The organism is Streptomyces sp. DSM 15324 (genome assembly GCF_001514285.1).
In the GTDB taxonomy this organism is placed as follows: Bacteria; Actinomycetota; Actinomycetes; order Streptomycetales; family Streptomycetaceae; genus Streptomyces.
In genome coordinates this window covers 708,417-722,913 of record NZ_KQ949023.1, presented here as the reverse complement: position 1 = coordinate 722,913, position 14,497 = coordinate 708,417, and the positions used below count along the sequence as shown (strand labels likewise).

The 14,497-nt window shown below is 70.9% G+C and carries 11 protein-coding genes and 3 pseudogenes; 8 read left to right on the top strand and 6 right to left on the bottom strand.

Annotated elements, in window-relative coordinates:
* Nucleotides 1-51: 51 nt before the first annotated feature.
* Together AQJ58_RS03075 and AQJ58_RS03070 are read right to left on the bottom strand one after the other, a co-directional pair.
* Nucleotides 52-795, bottom strand: coding sequence for a DUF6215 domain-containing protein (locus AQJ58_RS03075; protein WP_067244498.1), 744 nt, complete (start codon nt 793-795; stop codon nt 52-54).
* A gap of 160 nt (nt 796-955) precedes the next feature.
* Nucleotides 956-2,605, bottom strand: coding sequence for a M4 family metallopeptidase (locus AQJ58_RS03070; protein WP_067244496.1), 1,650 nt, complete (start codon nt 2,603-2,605; stop codon nt 956-958).
* A gap of 258 nt (nt 2,606-2,863) precedes the next feature.
* On the opposite strand from AQJ58_RS03070, the gene AQJ58_RS03065 reads away from it, so the two are divergent.
* From AQJ58_RS03065 to AQJ58_RS03055, 3 genes are all read left to right on the top strand, one after another.
* Nucleotides 2,864-3,298 (top strand): gamma-glutamylcyclotransferase family protein, encoded by a 435-nt coding sequence (locus tag AQJ58_RS03065; protein ID WP_067244494.1) that lies wholly within the window; start codon nt 2,864-2,866, stop codon nt 3,296-3,298.
* 234 nt (nt 3,299-3,532) lie between these two features.
* The gene (locus tag AQJ58_RS03060) at nt 3,533-4,060 is read left to right on the top strand and encodes a hypothetical protein (protein WP_067244492.1); all 528 of its coding nucleotides are present in this window, start codon (nt 3,533-3,535) and stop codon (nt 4,058-4,060) included.
* A gap of 119 nt (nt 4,061-4,179) precedes the next feature.
* The gene (locus AQJ58_RS03055; protein ID WP_199844517.1) at nt 4,180-4,869 is read left to right on the top strand and encodes a class F sortase; all 690 of its coding nucleotides are present in this window, start codon (nt 4,180-4,182) and stop codon (nt 4,867-4,869) included.
* 6 nt (nt 4,870-4,875) lie between these two features.
* On the opposite strand, the gene AQJ58_RS03050 is transcribed toward AQJ58_RS03055, so the two are convergent.
* Nucleotides 4,876-5,658 (bottom strand): sulfite exporter TauE/SafE family protein, encoded by a 783-nt coding sequence (locus AQJ58_RS03050; RefSeq protein WP_067244490.1) that lies wholly within the window; start codon nt 5,656-5,658, stop codon nt 4,876-4,878.
* Between the two features lie 149 nt (nt 5,659-5,807).
* On the opposite strand from AQJ58_RS03050, the gene AQJ58_RS03045 reads away from it, so the two are divergent.
* Genes AQJ58_RS03045 through nirD form a run of 3 tightly spaced genes read left to right on the top strand, consistent with a single transcriptional unit; the run spans nt 5,808 to nt 9,975 of the window.
* The gene (locus AQJ58_RS03045) at nt 5,808-7,022 is read left to right on the top strand and encodes an NAD(P)/FAD-dependent oxidoreductase (RefSeq protein WP_067244488.1); all 1,215 of its coding nucleotides are present in this window, start codon (nt 5,808-5,810) and stop codon (nt 7,020-7,022) included.
* Entirely contained in the window at nt 7,022-9,625 is a 2,604-nt protein-coding gene (nirB, locus tag AQJ58_RS03040) for a nitrite reductase large subunit NirB (RefSeq protein WP_067244486.1), read from the top strand. The genes AQJ58_RS03045 and nirB overlap by 1 nt, the downstream gene beginning before the upstream one ends.
* Nucleotides 9,622-9,975, top strand: a complete 354-nt coding sequence (nirD, locus tag AQJ58_RS03035) for a nitrite reductase small subunit NirD (protein ID WP_067244484.1) — start codon at nt 9,622-9,624, stop codon at nt 9,973-9,975. Before nirB ends, nirD begins: the two co-directional genes overlap by 4 nt.
* Nucleotides 9,976-10,242: 267 nt before the next feature.
* On the opposite strand, the pseudogene AQJ58_RS44200 reads toward nirD, so the two are convergent.
* Nucleotides 10,243-10,617, bottom strand: a pseudogene (locus tag AQJ58_RS44200) (sensor histidine kinase); the annotation flags it as partial.
* On the opposite strand from AQJ58_RS44200, the pseudogene AQJ58_RS40345 reads away from it, so the two are divergent.
* Together AQJ58_RS40345 and AQJ58_RS44195 are read left to right on the top strand one after the other, a co-directional pair.
* Nucleotides 10,592-10,708: pseudogene (locus tag AQJ58_RS40345) on the top strand (carbonic anhydrase); the annotation flags it as partial. The pseudogenes AQJ58_RS44200 and AQJ58_RS40345 overlap by 26 nt on opposite strands.
* Nucleotides 10,709-10,846: 138 nt before the next feature.
* A pseudogene (locus tag AQJ58_RS44195) lies at nt 10,847-11,328 on the top strand (SulP family inorganic anion transporter); the annotation flags it as partial.
* Nucleotides 11,329-11,502: 174 nt separating this feature from the next.
* Here the strand turns inward: AQJ58_RS44195 and AQJ58_RS03025 are convergent.
* Both AQJ58_RS03025 and AQJ58_RS03020 read right to left on the bottom strand, forming a co-directional pair.
* On the bottom strand, nt 11,503-13,800 hold the full coding sequence (locus AQJ58_RS03025; protein ID WP_067244481.1) for an FtsX-like permease family protein: 2,298 nt from the start codon (nt 13,798-13,800) through the stop codon (nt 11,503-11,505).
* Nucleotides 13,797-14,465: an ABC transporter ATP-binding protein gene (locus tag AQJ58_RS03020; protein ID WP_234359939.1), complete on the bottom strand. Its 669-nt coding sequence runs from the start codon at nt 14,463-14,465 to the stop codon at nt 13,797-13,799. The genes AQJ58_RS03025 and AQJ58_RS03020 overlap by 4 nt, the downstream gene beginning before the upstream one ends.
* Nucleotides 14,466-14,497 lie beyond the last annotated feature (32 nt).

Here is a 14,497-nt window from a genome sequence, read left to right as displayed (position 1 = left end):
CCGCCACCGCCGACGGCCGGCACCCCGTGCGGGGTGCCGGCCGTCGGCGCGTCAGGAGCCGGAACCGCCCCACCCCGGCAAGGTCGGCAGGATCCGCGCGGCGAGCCGCAGGAGCACCGCGTCGTCCGGGCGCTCGGCGTCCTCGCGCCACAGGGCGATGTCGTAGGAGCCGCCGCCGTCCTTCGGGTCCCGGGCGACGACGAGCCGGCGGGTGGGGTGGCTGGGCGCGCCGGCGGCCCGGTCCTCGGGGGGACGGATGCCCCAGAAGTAGGAGTAGGTCCGGTCCGAGTACAGCACCGCCGGGCGCCCGAGGAAGGTGCGCTCCCGGGCGTCGCCGCCCAGCAGGCCGGCCATGTCCTGGACCGCGAAGTGGTCGAAGGACGCCGAGAGTTCGACGGAGTACGTGCGCAGGGTGACGTTCATCTCGGGTGCCGGGACGTCACTGCCGCCCAGGGTGACGGAGTCGTCGTCACCGCTGTACGACAGCGCCCGCTCCCCCGGGGTGCCGAGCAGGGCGGCCAGGTCGGGGCGGTTCAGCGCCTGGCAGAGCTGGTTGGCGGAGACGTACTTCACCCCGGCCCGCACCATCGTCGGCACCCCGGTGGGTGCCGCCGACGAGCAGGAGATCGGCCCGACGGGCGCCGCCGCGGCGGCGTCCTCCCGTGCGACGTGGTCCTTCTGGGCCTTCCACAAGCCCCCCGCCAGCGCCGCCACCACCACGAACGCCGAGATGACCTGCACCCACGCGTTCGGCCCCCGCCCGGTCGCCGCGACTCTCCCGGCTTCCTCGGTCATGCGTTGTTACCCCCGGTTCCCCCTGGTCGCGCCGGTCGTGCGCGCAGGGAGCCTAACCGGATGTGCGGTGTGCGGGAAAGCGAGTAGCTTTCACGCCCCCTTCACCTGGCGCACTCGCCTCCCGCACACCGCGCAGGACCGAACGGCCCCGCGGCCGGGCTCAGTTCACGTTCACCGCGGTCCACGCGGCGGCGACCGCGTTGTACTCCGTGCTGCCGGAGCCGTAGAGGTCACGGGCGGCGTTGAGGGTCGCCGTCCGGGCGCCCGCGTACTTCGTGGACGACGTCATGTAGACCGTCAGCGCCCGGTACCAGATGGCGCCCAGCTTGTCCCGGCCGATCCCGGTGACCGTGGAGCCGTTGTACGTCGGGGAGTTGTAGGTGACGCCGTTGATGGTCTTGGAGCCGCTGCCCTCGGCCAGCAGATAGGCGAAGTGGTTGGCGACACCCGAGGAGTAGTGGACGTCGAGGTTGCCGACCGAGCTGCTCCAGTAGTCGGCGGAACTGCCGTCCTTGCTGGGCTTGTCCATGTACCGCAGGGCGTCCCGGCCGAAGCCGGAGCGGACGATCTTCTCGCCGATCAGGTAGTCACCTGTGTCGGAGGCGTTGTTGGCGTAGAACTCGACCAGGCTGCCGAAGATGTCCGAGGTGGCCTCGTTCAGGCCGCCGGACTCGCCCGAGTAGGTCAGGTTGGCGGACTTCGAGGTCACGCCGTGGGACATCTCGTGCCCCGCCACGTCCAGCCCCACCAGCGGGCCGAGCTGGGTGCCGTCGCCGTCGCCGTAGGTCATGCAGAAGCAACTGTCGTCCCAGAAGGCGTTGTTGTAGGCGTTGCCGTAGTGGACGCGGTTGTAGGAGCCCTTGCCGTCGTTGCCGATGCCGTTGCGGCCGTGCACGTTCTTGTAGTAGTCCCAGGTCACGTTGGTGCCGTACTGCGCGTCGACCGCGGCCGTGGAGCGGTCGGAGGAGGCGCCCGTGCCCCAGTGGTTGTCGGTGTCGGCGAACAGCGTCGCGGGCGCGCGGCTGATGCAGATGCCGAAGATGCACAGGTCGGTCTTGTTCGCCGCGTCACCGGTGTACGTGTTCCCGCGGTTGGGGTCCTTGAGCTGGTACGACGATCCCGAGAGCGTCGTCTCCAGCGGCACCGTGCCGCCGTAGAGGGACTTGCCGTCGCCGGTCACCGTCTCGATGGAGTCCCAGGCGTCGATCTGCGCGCCGGTGCGCGCGTCGGTCAGCACCGTGCGGGCGACCGGGTTGCCGAGGGAGTCCAGGCCGACGGCGTCGGTGCGCCAGGCGAGCTTCGGGGTGCCGTGCAGGGCGTCGACGACCAGCTGCGGCTTGGCCTTGACCTGCTTGAGGGCCTTGCCGAGGCCGGCCGCCGCGCGCAGCGCGTTCACGGCGGCGTCGGCGGCCTTGGGCGCGGAGATACGGGGGGTGATGGTGGGCAGCGAGATCGCCGCCCGGGTCGCCCGGTTCGCCGTGCGGTAGGTGCCGTCGGGCGCCAGGTGGACGACGAAGTCGCCGCCGAGGACGGGGAGTTCGCGGTAGGTGCGGTCGTAGCGGACGTGCTGGGCGCCGTCCTTGTCGATGACGACGTCCCGGACGGCGGTGTCCTGGGGGGCGGTCAGCCCCAGGCTCGCGGCGTGCTCGACGAGGGCGGCCGCGGCGTGGTCGAGCGCGGTGGCGCGGGTGGGTCTGCCGGCCGCGTCGGCGGCCGGGGAGAGTACGGCGGCCAGCAGGGTGGCCGTGGTGACGGCGATGCCGGCGGTGGCGAGACGGGAACCTCGGACGTGCTGCCGTATCCGACTCATCAGTCTGCTCGGTCTCCTCGGAAGGGCGCCGTGGGGGCGCGTGTGGGGGTGGCGCAGAGGTGGTACCTGAGGTCGTGCCTGAAAGCGGTGCCTTAGGTCGTGCCTGAGGTCGTGCTGAGAGCGGTGCCTGATGCCGTCCTGCGATTTAAGAGGGCATGACAAGTCATGTCCAGAGTGCCTCCGCCCCTGAACCACGAGGAGGGGCCGGTGAAAGGGAGGCACTCCCGGCAGGCACCCGCCCGGGAGAGAATCGTCCCCGTGAGCGACCCGACCACCCCGCCCCGGCCCCACCTGCCGTTCTTCGTCTACGGCACCCTGCGCCCCGGCGAGGTCAATCACGGCCTCTTCCTGCGCGGCCGCACCCTGCGCGAGGAACCGGCCCGGCTGACGGACGCCGTGCTCTACGACGGCCCCGGCTACCCCTACGCCGTCGACGAACCCGGCGGGACCGTCACCGGCGATCTCGTCACCGCCCGCCCCGGGACCTACGGGCGGCTGCTCGCCGAACTGGACCGGCTGGAGGAGTACACGCCGGGCGATCCGCGCAGCCTGTACGAGCGGGTGGTCCGCGAGGTGACGACGGAGGCGGGCCCGGTGCGGGCCTGGGTCTATCTGGCGGCCCCCGCGGTGGCCGCCCGGCTGCGCGCACGGGGCGAGCGTCTGCGGGGCGGCGACTGGTCGGCCCGCCGCTGACCGGCCTCGGTCACCCGTTCACACCCCCTGGGGGCACCTTTTCCGCCGCCTTTTCCCGGCCCTGCGGACCCACCCCGGTGACCTGCCGAAACGGACGCCCGCACCCCCCGGTCCCGGCGCGCCCCGACACCCGTTCACCCCATTCCTGACAGCCCTTCAGGGAGCGCCGGCGTCCTGCGGGGACTTACCTCGAAAGGGCAGGGACACGATCCGAGGCGCTGCGAGGGAGCGACGATGCGACGTACCACCCGTCTGCTGACCAGCACCGCGCTCGCCGTCGCCGTCGCGGGCGGGACCGCCGTCCCGGCGAACGGGGCGCGCGGGGTGGGCACGGACCTGGAGATCCGCCCCGTCGGGGTCGTCCCCGGCGACCCGGTCACGGTGCACACCGCGGCGTGCGGCACGGACGGCACGGCGGCGGGCGACGCGGGCGCGGTGGGCGCCGGCCGGTTCACCCTCGTGCCGGGCGGGCAGCGAGGCGGGGCGAGCGGCACGTTCCGGGTGCCGCCGAGCGCGCAGCCGGGGACGTACGAGATCGTCGCGCAGTGCGCGCGGGGCGGCCCACGGCTCACCGGGGACCTGGAGGTGGCGCTGGCCTCGGCGCGGCGGCCGGTCGCCCCGCGCGGAAGTGTGAAGACGGGGGTCGGCGGCGCACTCGGCCCCGACCCCGTGCAGACCGCGGCCGGCGTGGCGGCACTCGCCGTCGCCGCCGCGGGCGGTACCTGGCTCCTGCATCGCCGGGCGAGAGGCGACGGGATCTGACGGACACCCTCCGCTGTCCGTCCAGCGGTACCGCATGTCCCCTCCCCCTCCGGGCCCGACGCCCCTCGCGGCCCGGAGGGGGGTACGGGGCGCCCGTAGACAGAGAGGTCGGGATCCGCATGCGCAGGGTCGGCAACACCCTCATAGCCGCCGTCACCGTGGCCTCCCTGTGCGCGGGCACCTGGCTGCTGCACCACGGCACCGAGACCCACGCCCCGCCGCAGCCGACGGCCGCCCAGGCGCACTCGGGCGAGGACGCGGGCACGGGCACCGGCACCGGCCGTAGCAGCGGCGGCAACCGCAACGGCACGAACACGGCGATACGTTCCGCCCCTGCGCTCCCGGCACTCCCGCCGTCCCCGCCCACCCGTATCCGTATCCCCGCCCTCCACGTCGACGCCCCGCTGACCGGTCTGTCCCTCACCCCGGCGGGAAGCCTCGCCGCCCCGCCCGCCAACCGCGAGAACCTGGCCAGCTGGTACGAGGCGGGGACGACCCCCGGCGAACGGGGCACCGCGATCGTCGCGGGCCACGTCGACACCGCCGACGGCCCCGCCGTCTTCTACGACCTCGGCGCCCTGCGCAAGCACAGCACCGTCGAGGTGGACCGCCGCGACGGCACGGTCGCCGTCTTCACCGTGGACGCGGTGGAGGTCTACGACGCCCGCCACTTCCCCGACGCCAGGGTCTACGGCGCCGCCGCCCGCCCCGAGCTACGGGTGATCACCTGCGGCGGCGCCTACGCGAAGACCACCGGCTACCAGGGCAACGTGGTCGTCTTCGCCCACCTCACCGGCAGCCGTGGCTAGGCGGGGCTAGGCGACCCACTGCTGCCAGGCCAGATTCCCCACCAGCGCGAACACCACCGTCAGCAGGACCACCCGCACGAACCCGCTGCCCTTCTTCAGGGCCGTGCGGGCGCCGAGGGTGCCTCCCGCGAGGTTGAAGAGGGCCATCAGCGCGGCCAGCTGCCACAGCACGCTGCCCTGCCAGGCGAAGGTGGCGAGGGCGCCCGCGTTGGTGCAGCAGTTGACGATCTTGGCGGTGGCCGAGGCGGTGACCAGATCGAGGTGGAGGGTCGCGGTGAGCGTGAGGACCAGGAAGGTGCCCGTGCCGGGGCCGATCAGACCGTCGTAGAAGCCGATGCCGAGGCCCGCGAGGCCGATCGCGGCGAGGACCTGGCGGCGGGTGGCGGGGCCGGTGGCCGGGGCGGTGCCGAAGGCGGGGCGCAGGATCACGAACGCGGCCACCAGCAGCAGCACCACCATGATCAGCGGCTTCAGCACCTCCGTGCTCATCCCGGCCGCGAAGAACGCCCCCGCCGAGGACCCCGCGAGCGCCGCGAGGCCGATCCGTACGGCGGTGCGCACCTCCACCGGCGCCCTGCGGGCGTAGGTCACCGCCGCACCGGAGGTGCCGACGATCGCCACCGCCTTGTTGGTGCCGAGCGCGAACGCGGCCGGGGTCCCGGCGGGCAGGCCGAGCAGCAGCACCGGCAGGAGCAGCAGCCCGCCTCCGCCCACCACCGCGTCGATCCAGCCCGCGGCGAGCGCGGCCAGGCAGAGGAGGGCGATCATGGCGAGGGGTATGTCGGGCATGGTCAGGACCCTACGGCCCGTATGAATGCACAGGCCACGCACCCCTCGGAAACCCTCACACCCCCGCCCCTCCCCCGCTGAGGGCAGCGTTCCTCCGGGGAAACAGCCGTGATGCGACCGGGTAACCTCCGCACCGCACGCTCAAGGGCATGACCTCGAATTCGCGTGTGGTGGTGATCGGCGCCGGCCTCGCGGGCGTCCGACTCGCCCGCCGGCTCGGTGAGCTGGGCGTGCCCGCGCTGCTCGTCGGCGACGAGGAGCACCGCCCGTACAACCGGGTCCTGCTCGCCGAGGTGCTGGCCGGCCGGTACGCCCCCGAGGTGATCGCGCTGCCCGCGCCCGCCGGACTGCTCCGGGCCAAGGTCACCGGCATCGACCGCACCCGGCGCACCCTCACCTGCGCGGACGGCTCGGAGATCGCATACGACACGCTGGTCCTGGCCACCGGCTCCAACCCCGTACTGCCGCCCCTGCGCGGTCTGTTCACCCCGGACCACGTGCTGCCCGAGGGCGTCCACGCGTTCCGCACCCTGGACGACTGCCTCGGTCTGTCGAAGGCCGTACGGCCGGGCGCGCGGGCCGTCGTCATCGGCGGCGGACTCCTCGGGGTGTCCGCCGCCCGGGCCCTCGCCACGCGCGGCGCCCAGGTCGTCCTGGCCCAGCAGTCCGAGCGACTGATGGAGCGTCAGCTCGACCCCACCGCCTCGCGGTTGGTGCGCCGGCACCTCACCGACCTGGGCGTCGAGGTGCACACCGAGTGCCGGGTCCGCGACGTGCGCTGCGTCGGCGGCGCGGTCCGCTCCGTGGAGATGTCCGACGGCTACGCGCTCGACGCCGACCTGGTGGTGCTGGCCTGCGGGGTCTCCCCGCGCGCCGGGCTCGCCAAGGAGGCGGGGCTCGCCGTCCACCAGGGCATCCTCGTCGACGACACGCTGCGCACCTGTGACCCGCACATCCGCGCGATCGGGGACTGCGCCCAGCACGACGGAACCGTGTACGGCCTCGCCGCCCCGGCGCTCGAACAGGCCGACATCCTGGCCGAGTCGCTCGCCGGCGACCCGGCCGCCCGCTACACCGGCACCCGCGCCCTCACCCGGCTCACCCTCTCCGGGAACGGCGTCCTCGACCTCGCCGCGTTCGGCGAGACCGAGCCGCGCCCCGGCGACGACGTCGTCCAGCTCGCCGACGCCACCCGGGGGACCTACCGCAAGGTCGTCGTCCGCGACGACCGCCTGGTCGGTGGGGTCCTCGTCGGCGCACTCGGCACCGTCGGCGCGCTGGCGCGCGCCTGGGAGGGAGCAGAGCCGCTCCCGTCCGACGGCGGCCCCCTGCTCCACCTGCTCACCCACGACGGAGGCTCCTGATGACCGCCACCCCGGAGGCCACGGAGGCCACCCCCACGATCGTGCTCGTCGGCCACGGCATGGTCGGCCAGCGCTTCCTGGAAGCGCTCGCCGAGCGCGGCCTGACCGCCACGCACCGCGTGGTGGTGCTCTGCGAGGAGCCCCGCCCCGCGTACGACCGCGTGGCGCTCACCTCGTACTTCTCGGGCAGGACGCCCGAGGACCTCTCCCTGACCGACATGGAGTTCATCGCGGCCCACGGCATCGAGCTGTACGTCGGCGACCCGGCCGTCACGGTCGACCGCACGGCCCGGACGGTGACCGCGAAGTCCGGTCGGGTCGTCGCCTACGACACCCTCGTCCTCGCCACCGGCTCGTTCCCCTTCGTCCCGCCCGTCCCCCACCAGGACGCCCGGGGCTGCTTCGTCTACCGCACCATCGAGGACCTCCTCGCGATCGAGGAGTACGCCAGGACCGCGACGACGGGTGCCGTGGTGGGCGGCGGCCTGCTCGGCCTGGAGGCGGCCGGCGCCCTCAAGGGCCTCGGACTCACCTCCCACATCGTGGAGTTCGCGCCCCGGCTGATGCCCGTCCAGGTCGACGAGGGCGGCGGCGCGGCCCTGCTGCGCACCATCGAGGAGATGGGCCTGAGCGTCCACACGGGCGTGGGCACCCAGGAGATCGTGGTCGACGAGACCGGTGCCGTCACCGGGATGAAGCTGTCCGACGGCTCCGAACTCGCCACCGACCTGGTGGTGTTCAGCGCCGGTGTCCGGCCGCGGGACCAGCTCGCCCGGGACTGCGGCCTCACCGTCGGCGAGCGCGGCGGCATCGCGGTCGACGCGCAGTGCCGTACGGCGAACGACCCGCACGTGTTCGCGATCGGCGAGTGCGCGCTGGCGGCGGACGGCCGGGTCTACGGCCTGGTCGCCCCCGGCTACGAGCAGGCCGAGACGGCCGCGGCGACCATCGCCGCCGACGAGGCCGCCTTCACCGGCGCCGACCTGTCCACCAAGCTGAAGCTGCTCGGAGTGGACGTGGCGTCCTTCGGCGACGCGCACGGCACCACCGCCGACTGCCTCGACGTCGTCTACTCCGACTCCCGCGCGGGCCTGTACAAGAAGCTGGTCATCGGCCGGGACGGCACCCTGCTCGGCGGCATCCTGGTCGGCGACGCCGAGGCGTACGGCACGCTGAAGGCGTTCACCGGGTCCGTCCCGCCGGTCTCCCCCGAGTCGCTGGTCCTGCCGGCCGGCGCGAGCGGCGGCGCCCAGCTCGGCCCGTCCGCCCTCCCCGACGACGCGATCATCTGCTCCTGCCACAACGTCAGCAAGGGCGCGATCCGCGGCGCGGTGACCGAGCACTCCTGCACCACCGTGCCCGAGGTCAAGAAGTGCACCAAGGCAGGTACGGGCTGCGGCAGTTGCGTCAAGGTCCTCGGCCGGCTGGTCACCGCAGAACTGGAGGCGTCCGGCGTCGAGGTCGACAAGGGCCTGTGCGGCTGCTTCACCCAGACCCGCGAGGAGCTGTACGAGATCGTCCTCGCCCTGCGCATCAACACCTACCAGGGCCTGCTGGACCGGTACGGCCGCGAGGAGGCCCGGGGCGGCGACGGCTGCGAGATCTGCAAGCCGGCCATCGCCTCGATCATCGCCTCGCTGGCCCCCACGATCGGTGCGAGCGGCTATGTCCTGGAGGGCGAGCAGGCGGCGCTCCAGGACAGCAACGACCACTTCCTCGCCAACCTCCAGAAGAACGGCTCGTACTCCGTCGTCCCGCGCATCCCCGGCGGTGAGATCACCCCCGAGGGCCTGATCGTGATCGGCGAGATCGCCCGCGACTTCGGCCTCTACACGAAGATCACCGGCGGTCAGCGGATCGACATGTTCGGCGCCCGAGTCGAGCAACTCCCTCTCATCTGGACCCGGTTGGTGGACGCCGGCTTCGAGTCCGGCCACGCGTACGGCAAGTCCCTCCGAACCGTCAAGTCCTGCGTGGGCCAGACCTGGTGCCGCTACGGCGTCCAGGACTCCGTCCGCATGGCGATCGACCTGGAGCTGCGCTACCGGGGCCTGCGCTCCCCCCACAAGCTCAAGTCCGCCGTCTCGGGCTGCGCCCGCGAATGCGCCGAGGCCCAGTCGAAGGACTTCGGCGTCATCGCCACCTCCAACGGCTGGAACCTGTACGTCGGCGGCAACGGCGGCGCCACCCCGCGCCACGCGGACCTGCTCGCCCAGGACCTCACCGACGCCGAACTGATCCGGCTGATCGACCGCTTCCTGATGTTCTACATCCGCACCGCGGACCGTCTGGAGCGCACCTCCACCTGGCTGGAGCGGATCCCCGGCGGCCTCGACCACGTCCGTGACGTGGTCGTGGAGGACTCCCTCGGGATCTGCGAGGAGCTGGAGTCGCTGATGGCGGACCACGTGGCGCACTACGCCGACGAGTGGGCCACCACCATCAACGACCCAGAGAAGCTCGCCCGGTTCGTGTCCTTCGTCAACGCGCCCGACACCCCCGACCCGGTCGTCGGCTTCGTCCCCGAGCGCGACCAGATCAAGCCCGACCTGCCGCTGCTGACCATCGGCCACCGTCCCCTGGAAGGGAGCGCCCAGCGATGACCCTGGCCCCCGAGACGACCGACCTCAAAATCCAACTCCGCCTGGACAAGGACTGGTTCACCGTCTGCGACCTGACCGCGCTGACCCCCGGCCGCGGCGTGGCCGCCCTGCTGCCCGACGGCCGCCAGGTCGCCCTCTTCCGCGACCGCGCGGGCGAGCTGTACGCCGTCGACAACCGTGACCCGTTCAGCGGCGCGGCGGTCCTCTCCCGCGGCCTGACCGGCACCCACCGGGGCCGCCCGTTCGTCGCCTCGCCGCTGCTCAAGCAGCGCTTCGACCTGGTGTCGGGGGAGTGCCTGGACGACGAGACGGTACGCATCGCGACGTACGAGGTACGCGCGGCGGCCTGACCACGCGAGCCGGCGGGGAAGCCACGCGGGCGGCGGCGAGCGCCACCGGAGGGGGTGAGCCCCGGGAGCGGCGGGGAGCCACACCGGCGGGCCTGAACCGCACCGGAGACGGGGAACCCCACCGGCGGGGGGCAAGCCCCGAGGGCGGCGGGGAACCACACCAGCAGGCGTGAGCCCCACCGGAGACGGCCAACCCCACCGGCAGGCGTGAGCCCCACCGGCAGGCGTGAGCCCCACCGGCGGCGGTGGGCCCCACGGTGACCCGGGTCAGCGTCGACCCGGGTCGCCGTCGGTCCTTCCGTACGCCGTCAGCGCCGCCCGCCCGGGGGCGGCCGTCTGGAGCGGTCTCCTCAAGCCCTGCGACGGGACCCCCGGACCGCCGCCGGCCCGGTCCGGCGCCACCGGCAGCCGGACCACCGCGTCGAGACCGCCGAGCGGCGCCCACCGCAGCACCGCCTCGCCCCCGCTCGCATGGGCCAGCCGCTGCACCAGGGCCAGCCCCTGCCCCGTACCGCCCTTCGGGGCGCCCGGGGCGCGCCAGAAGCGCTCGAACGCACGGCGGCGCTGCTCCTCGGTCATCCCGGGCCCCTTGTCCATGACATGCAACTCGACGTCCGCTCGACGTCGGCTGGACAGTGGTCGGCTGCGGCTGCACGGCTGGTACTACGAGGTGGACACCGGCCGGGTGCACGAGTTGGACGAAGACGGCCTGTTCCGGGTGCACGCGGCATGAGCGGCGCGCACGCCACAAGGACAAGGGGAGCGAGGGCCCGGACCCCGAAGACGAAGAACCCTGTGAAGAATATGGCCCAGTGCCCGGCGAAGGCCGCGGAGCCCGACCTGGCCACGGAGATCACGGCGTCCCTGGTGGCAGCACCTGGAGGAGGACACGGCGAAGGTGGTCATGACTGGCAACGCGACCTTCCTGCGCCTGCCGCAGGTGATCGAGGCCCTGGAGTCGGCCGCCGAATCCGGCAAACCCCGCATCCGCCTCGACCTGACCGGCGTCACCCACCTGGACCACGCGTGCCGCAGCCAGGTGAACCAGTTCACGACCCAACAACGAGCCAAGGGCACCCGGGTGGAACTCCTACTGCCGGGCACACTCACCCCGGACCACCATCCCTCTCCCAACCAGCCCCACCCCTCACGCCCCACCCACAACCGGCCCACGGAAACCGACTGGCCCACCGCCCCCTCCGAAACCGGCCCACCCCACCCCCCTCCCCCGCCGCACACCTCCACCCCCCCGGCCCCACCGCCAAGTGGTTCTACCTGGACACGACCTCCATGCCGGACGACTTCGCCCCACACCACACAGAGGAGTACGCCCCGGGTTATGCAGGACGTTGACCTCCACCCCAGGGCCCACGCTCCCTCGAACTCATACACACGAATCCCTTGTCCTGCGCCTGGCGACCGCCCCCAGCAGCGCAAGGACACCCGGAACTCCCCATGGACCCCACACAGGAGAGGGACGACACCCCCGGGAGTGTGCCGCCCCTCTCTTCTCCAACCCCTCGACGGTCAGTCCCGTCGGATGAGCTCGGGATCGATACGCCGGCCGATCAGCGGCAGAGACCCAAGGCCGGCAATCACGACAGCCCCAAGAGCACAGGCCAGCAACAACGGCACCCCGTCCCCGTCCCAGAAAATCGCTCCTCCCCCCGTTACCAGGTAACTGGACTCGGCAGCCTTGCCAGCCATGACGGCCAGCACCAAACCAGCAGCCAGGGGGAGGACAACTTGCGTCACCTGCACAGCTCGCAAGGTGCGGGGCCGTGCGCCGAGGAGAGACAGGGCGGTGACCTGCGGTCGGCGTTCGATAGCGCGGTCGGTGGCGGCCACAAGATAGGCAGCCACGCCAATGATGAGGCCGAGGACCATCCCCATAGCGAGGATCGTCCTGACCACGGCGATCTGTTGAAGGGCACTGACCACAACGCCGGGAGTCTCCACCCTGGCCGTGGGATCGACCGCACCGAAGTCGTCCAGAACAGCCCGGACGGTGGCAGGATCGGAGCTGCTGAGGAGGACGAGAGTAGATTTTTCGGGGCGGAACCCGGCAGGAAGGGAAGAGGGCGGAAGGAGCACGGCGCCGCTTTCGACAATGGAGATTGCCGCGCTGTCTTGGTAGCGGACCGCATCCTTCGGCACCGTAACCTTGAAAACACGCCGTCGATTTACCTGGTCGCGTAGGTGGAGCGGATAGATTTCTCCAGGCCTACTGGCCTCGTTATATACCTGCTTCGGGGCCACCAACCGCATAGGCCGCCCATTCACGCAGCCTTTCACCATAGGCGCGACCCCGTGCAACTGAGCACACGTGGCAATCACGACGCTGACAGCTTCCTCTGTCGTGTCGGCATTGAGGTCCGTCCATGTGCTCGCCTCGACCACATGACCCTGAACTCCCGAGACTTTCTCAAATTCCTGTTGTCGTTTTCTTGAGACGCTATCGAGCGGGAGTTCGTAAGTCTGCACTGGAGCAGTATTCTTGGAAACCTGATCCAATTCGATGAGAACGCCCTGCACAAGCGATCCGGCGTAGATCAACAGCACCAAGCCAGTCGCTACTCGCAGGGCCCCGCCCGGTTCCACCTCGTTGCGCCTCATGGCCAGACCGAGGGACAAGGAGCGGCTGGCGCGTGCCAGGATTCGGGCCAGAGTTCGCGAGAGCACAGGAAGCGACAATACGAGCCCAATACCGACCAGAGTGACGGCCAGTGGCATGAGAATCGATGAGAGCGATGTGTCCCTCGGCGCATGCCCTGTTGCCCCTGCTACGCAATACCCGGTAACGATGCCCAGTCCTGGCAGGAGCGGGAGCAACCCCCATTTGGCGGGAGGCTCCTCCATAGCACTCCGCCGGACAGCCAACGGGTTCGCCGCAGCCTTCCTGGCTCCCACTACTCCTGCGACCCACGCGAGCGCCGGACAACCGACCAAGCAGACGAGCACGGTGGACAGGGACAACGCACCATCTGACGGGTACCACCGGAAGCCAGGAAGACCGATGCGGGAGATGAGCTGATTGGCGACCGCATAGATACTCAGACCGAGTACGGCACCAAGCAGCGCCGCAGCCACCGTCTCAGCTGCATTGACGCGTTGAACGCCCTTCTTGCTCAGCCCGAGCAGCCGTAGCGCAGCAAGGCGACGGATCCGCGCAGAAGCTGACAATCGCGCACATACGGACAAATAGACGGTTAGCGGAAGAAGTACAACACCAGCGAGTGTGAACCGCACGATGTCCAGCGTTGAAGGCTCGACTGTTTCGTCATTGGTGAACCGCCAGCCGTAGGACGTAACGGGCTCGCCGTTCTTCAGCTTGTCTCGACTGACACCAATGTACGCATACAACTCGTCAGGGTGCGCCAGGCCCTGAGCGCCGATGATTCCCCGTTCCCTCCCGGGAACCAGCTGGATGAGACCTGGCTCCTTTTTGAGCTCCTCGTGCAGTCGAGGTGAGACGAACACTTCGCCGGGAGCGGGCATCGCGCTTAGCCCCGGCGCTGGATGGACGGTGGTGGCGCCCGGTGCGTGGAAGATGCGGGTCATGGGCCGGGAGCCGTAAGGATCAGTGAGCTCGAGCTCAAGTGGAGCTTTTCCAGCTCCAACGCAAACTCGGCTCTCGTCGCGACGACATTCCGACTCGCGGGCCGCCTTGCGTCCGTCCTGCGCGGCCAAGATCCCGGGAATCGCAAGCACCATGGCTAGGCAGCACACGCCGACCGCGCTGCCTCCCGCCATGAGAAGAAACCGGATGCGGTTACCCCGACCACTGCCCAGCAGCAACCGCAAACCCAAAAGGAGCTCGCTCATTTCCCCTCCCGGGCCAAGGCCGCGAGAATGCCGTCACACATGACGTATTGACTGTCGGCGCGAGAGGCCACCTGGGGGTCGTGCGTGACTAGGATTACCGCTGCCCCTTGAGAGCGCGCAAGGGACAGAAACTCCTCCAACACCGCCGTGGCATTGGCGCTGTCAAGCGATCCAGTCGGTTCGTCGGCGAAAATCACGGCCGGCTGATGTACCAATGCCCGAGCAACCGCGATGCGTTGACTCTGCCCTCCAGATACCTGGGATGGCCGCCGCTGTCGTAGGTCAGCAAGGCCGAGCCGGCCCAGAACCTCGCCTGCAGCGGTCAGCGCTTCCGCCTTGCGCTGTCCGGCCAGACGTAGCGGCAAAGCCGTGTTCTCCTCCACGGTGAGCTCCGGGATCAGCTCGCCGTACTGGAATACGAAGCCGAAGCGCTCACGGCGCAGCGCGCTGAGTTCCTCATCGTCAAGCTCACCGAGGTCGCGTCCCTCGAAGCGGACTACACCGCCCGCCGCAGGCAGGACCCCGGCGAGGCAGTACAGCAACGAGGACTTGCCGGAGCCGCTCTGCCCAGTGATCGCTACGACTTCACCTTGGTGCAGGCTGATGTCGGCGTTCCTGACAGCGGGCGTCTCCCCGTAGAAGAGTTCGAGGCCTCTGGCACACAAGACTTCTGGCGTATTGATGACAGTTTCCCTAT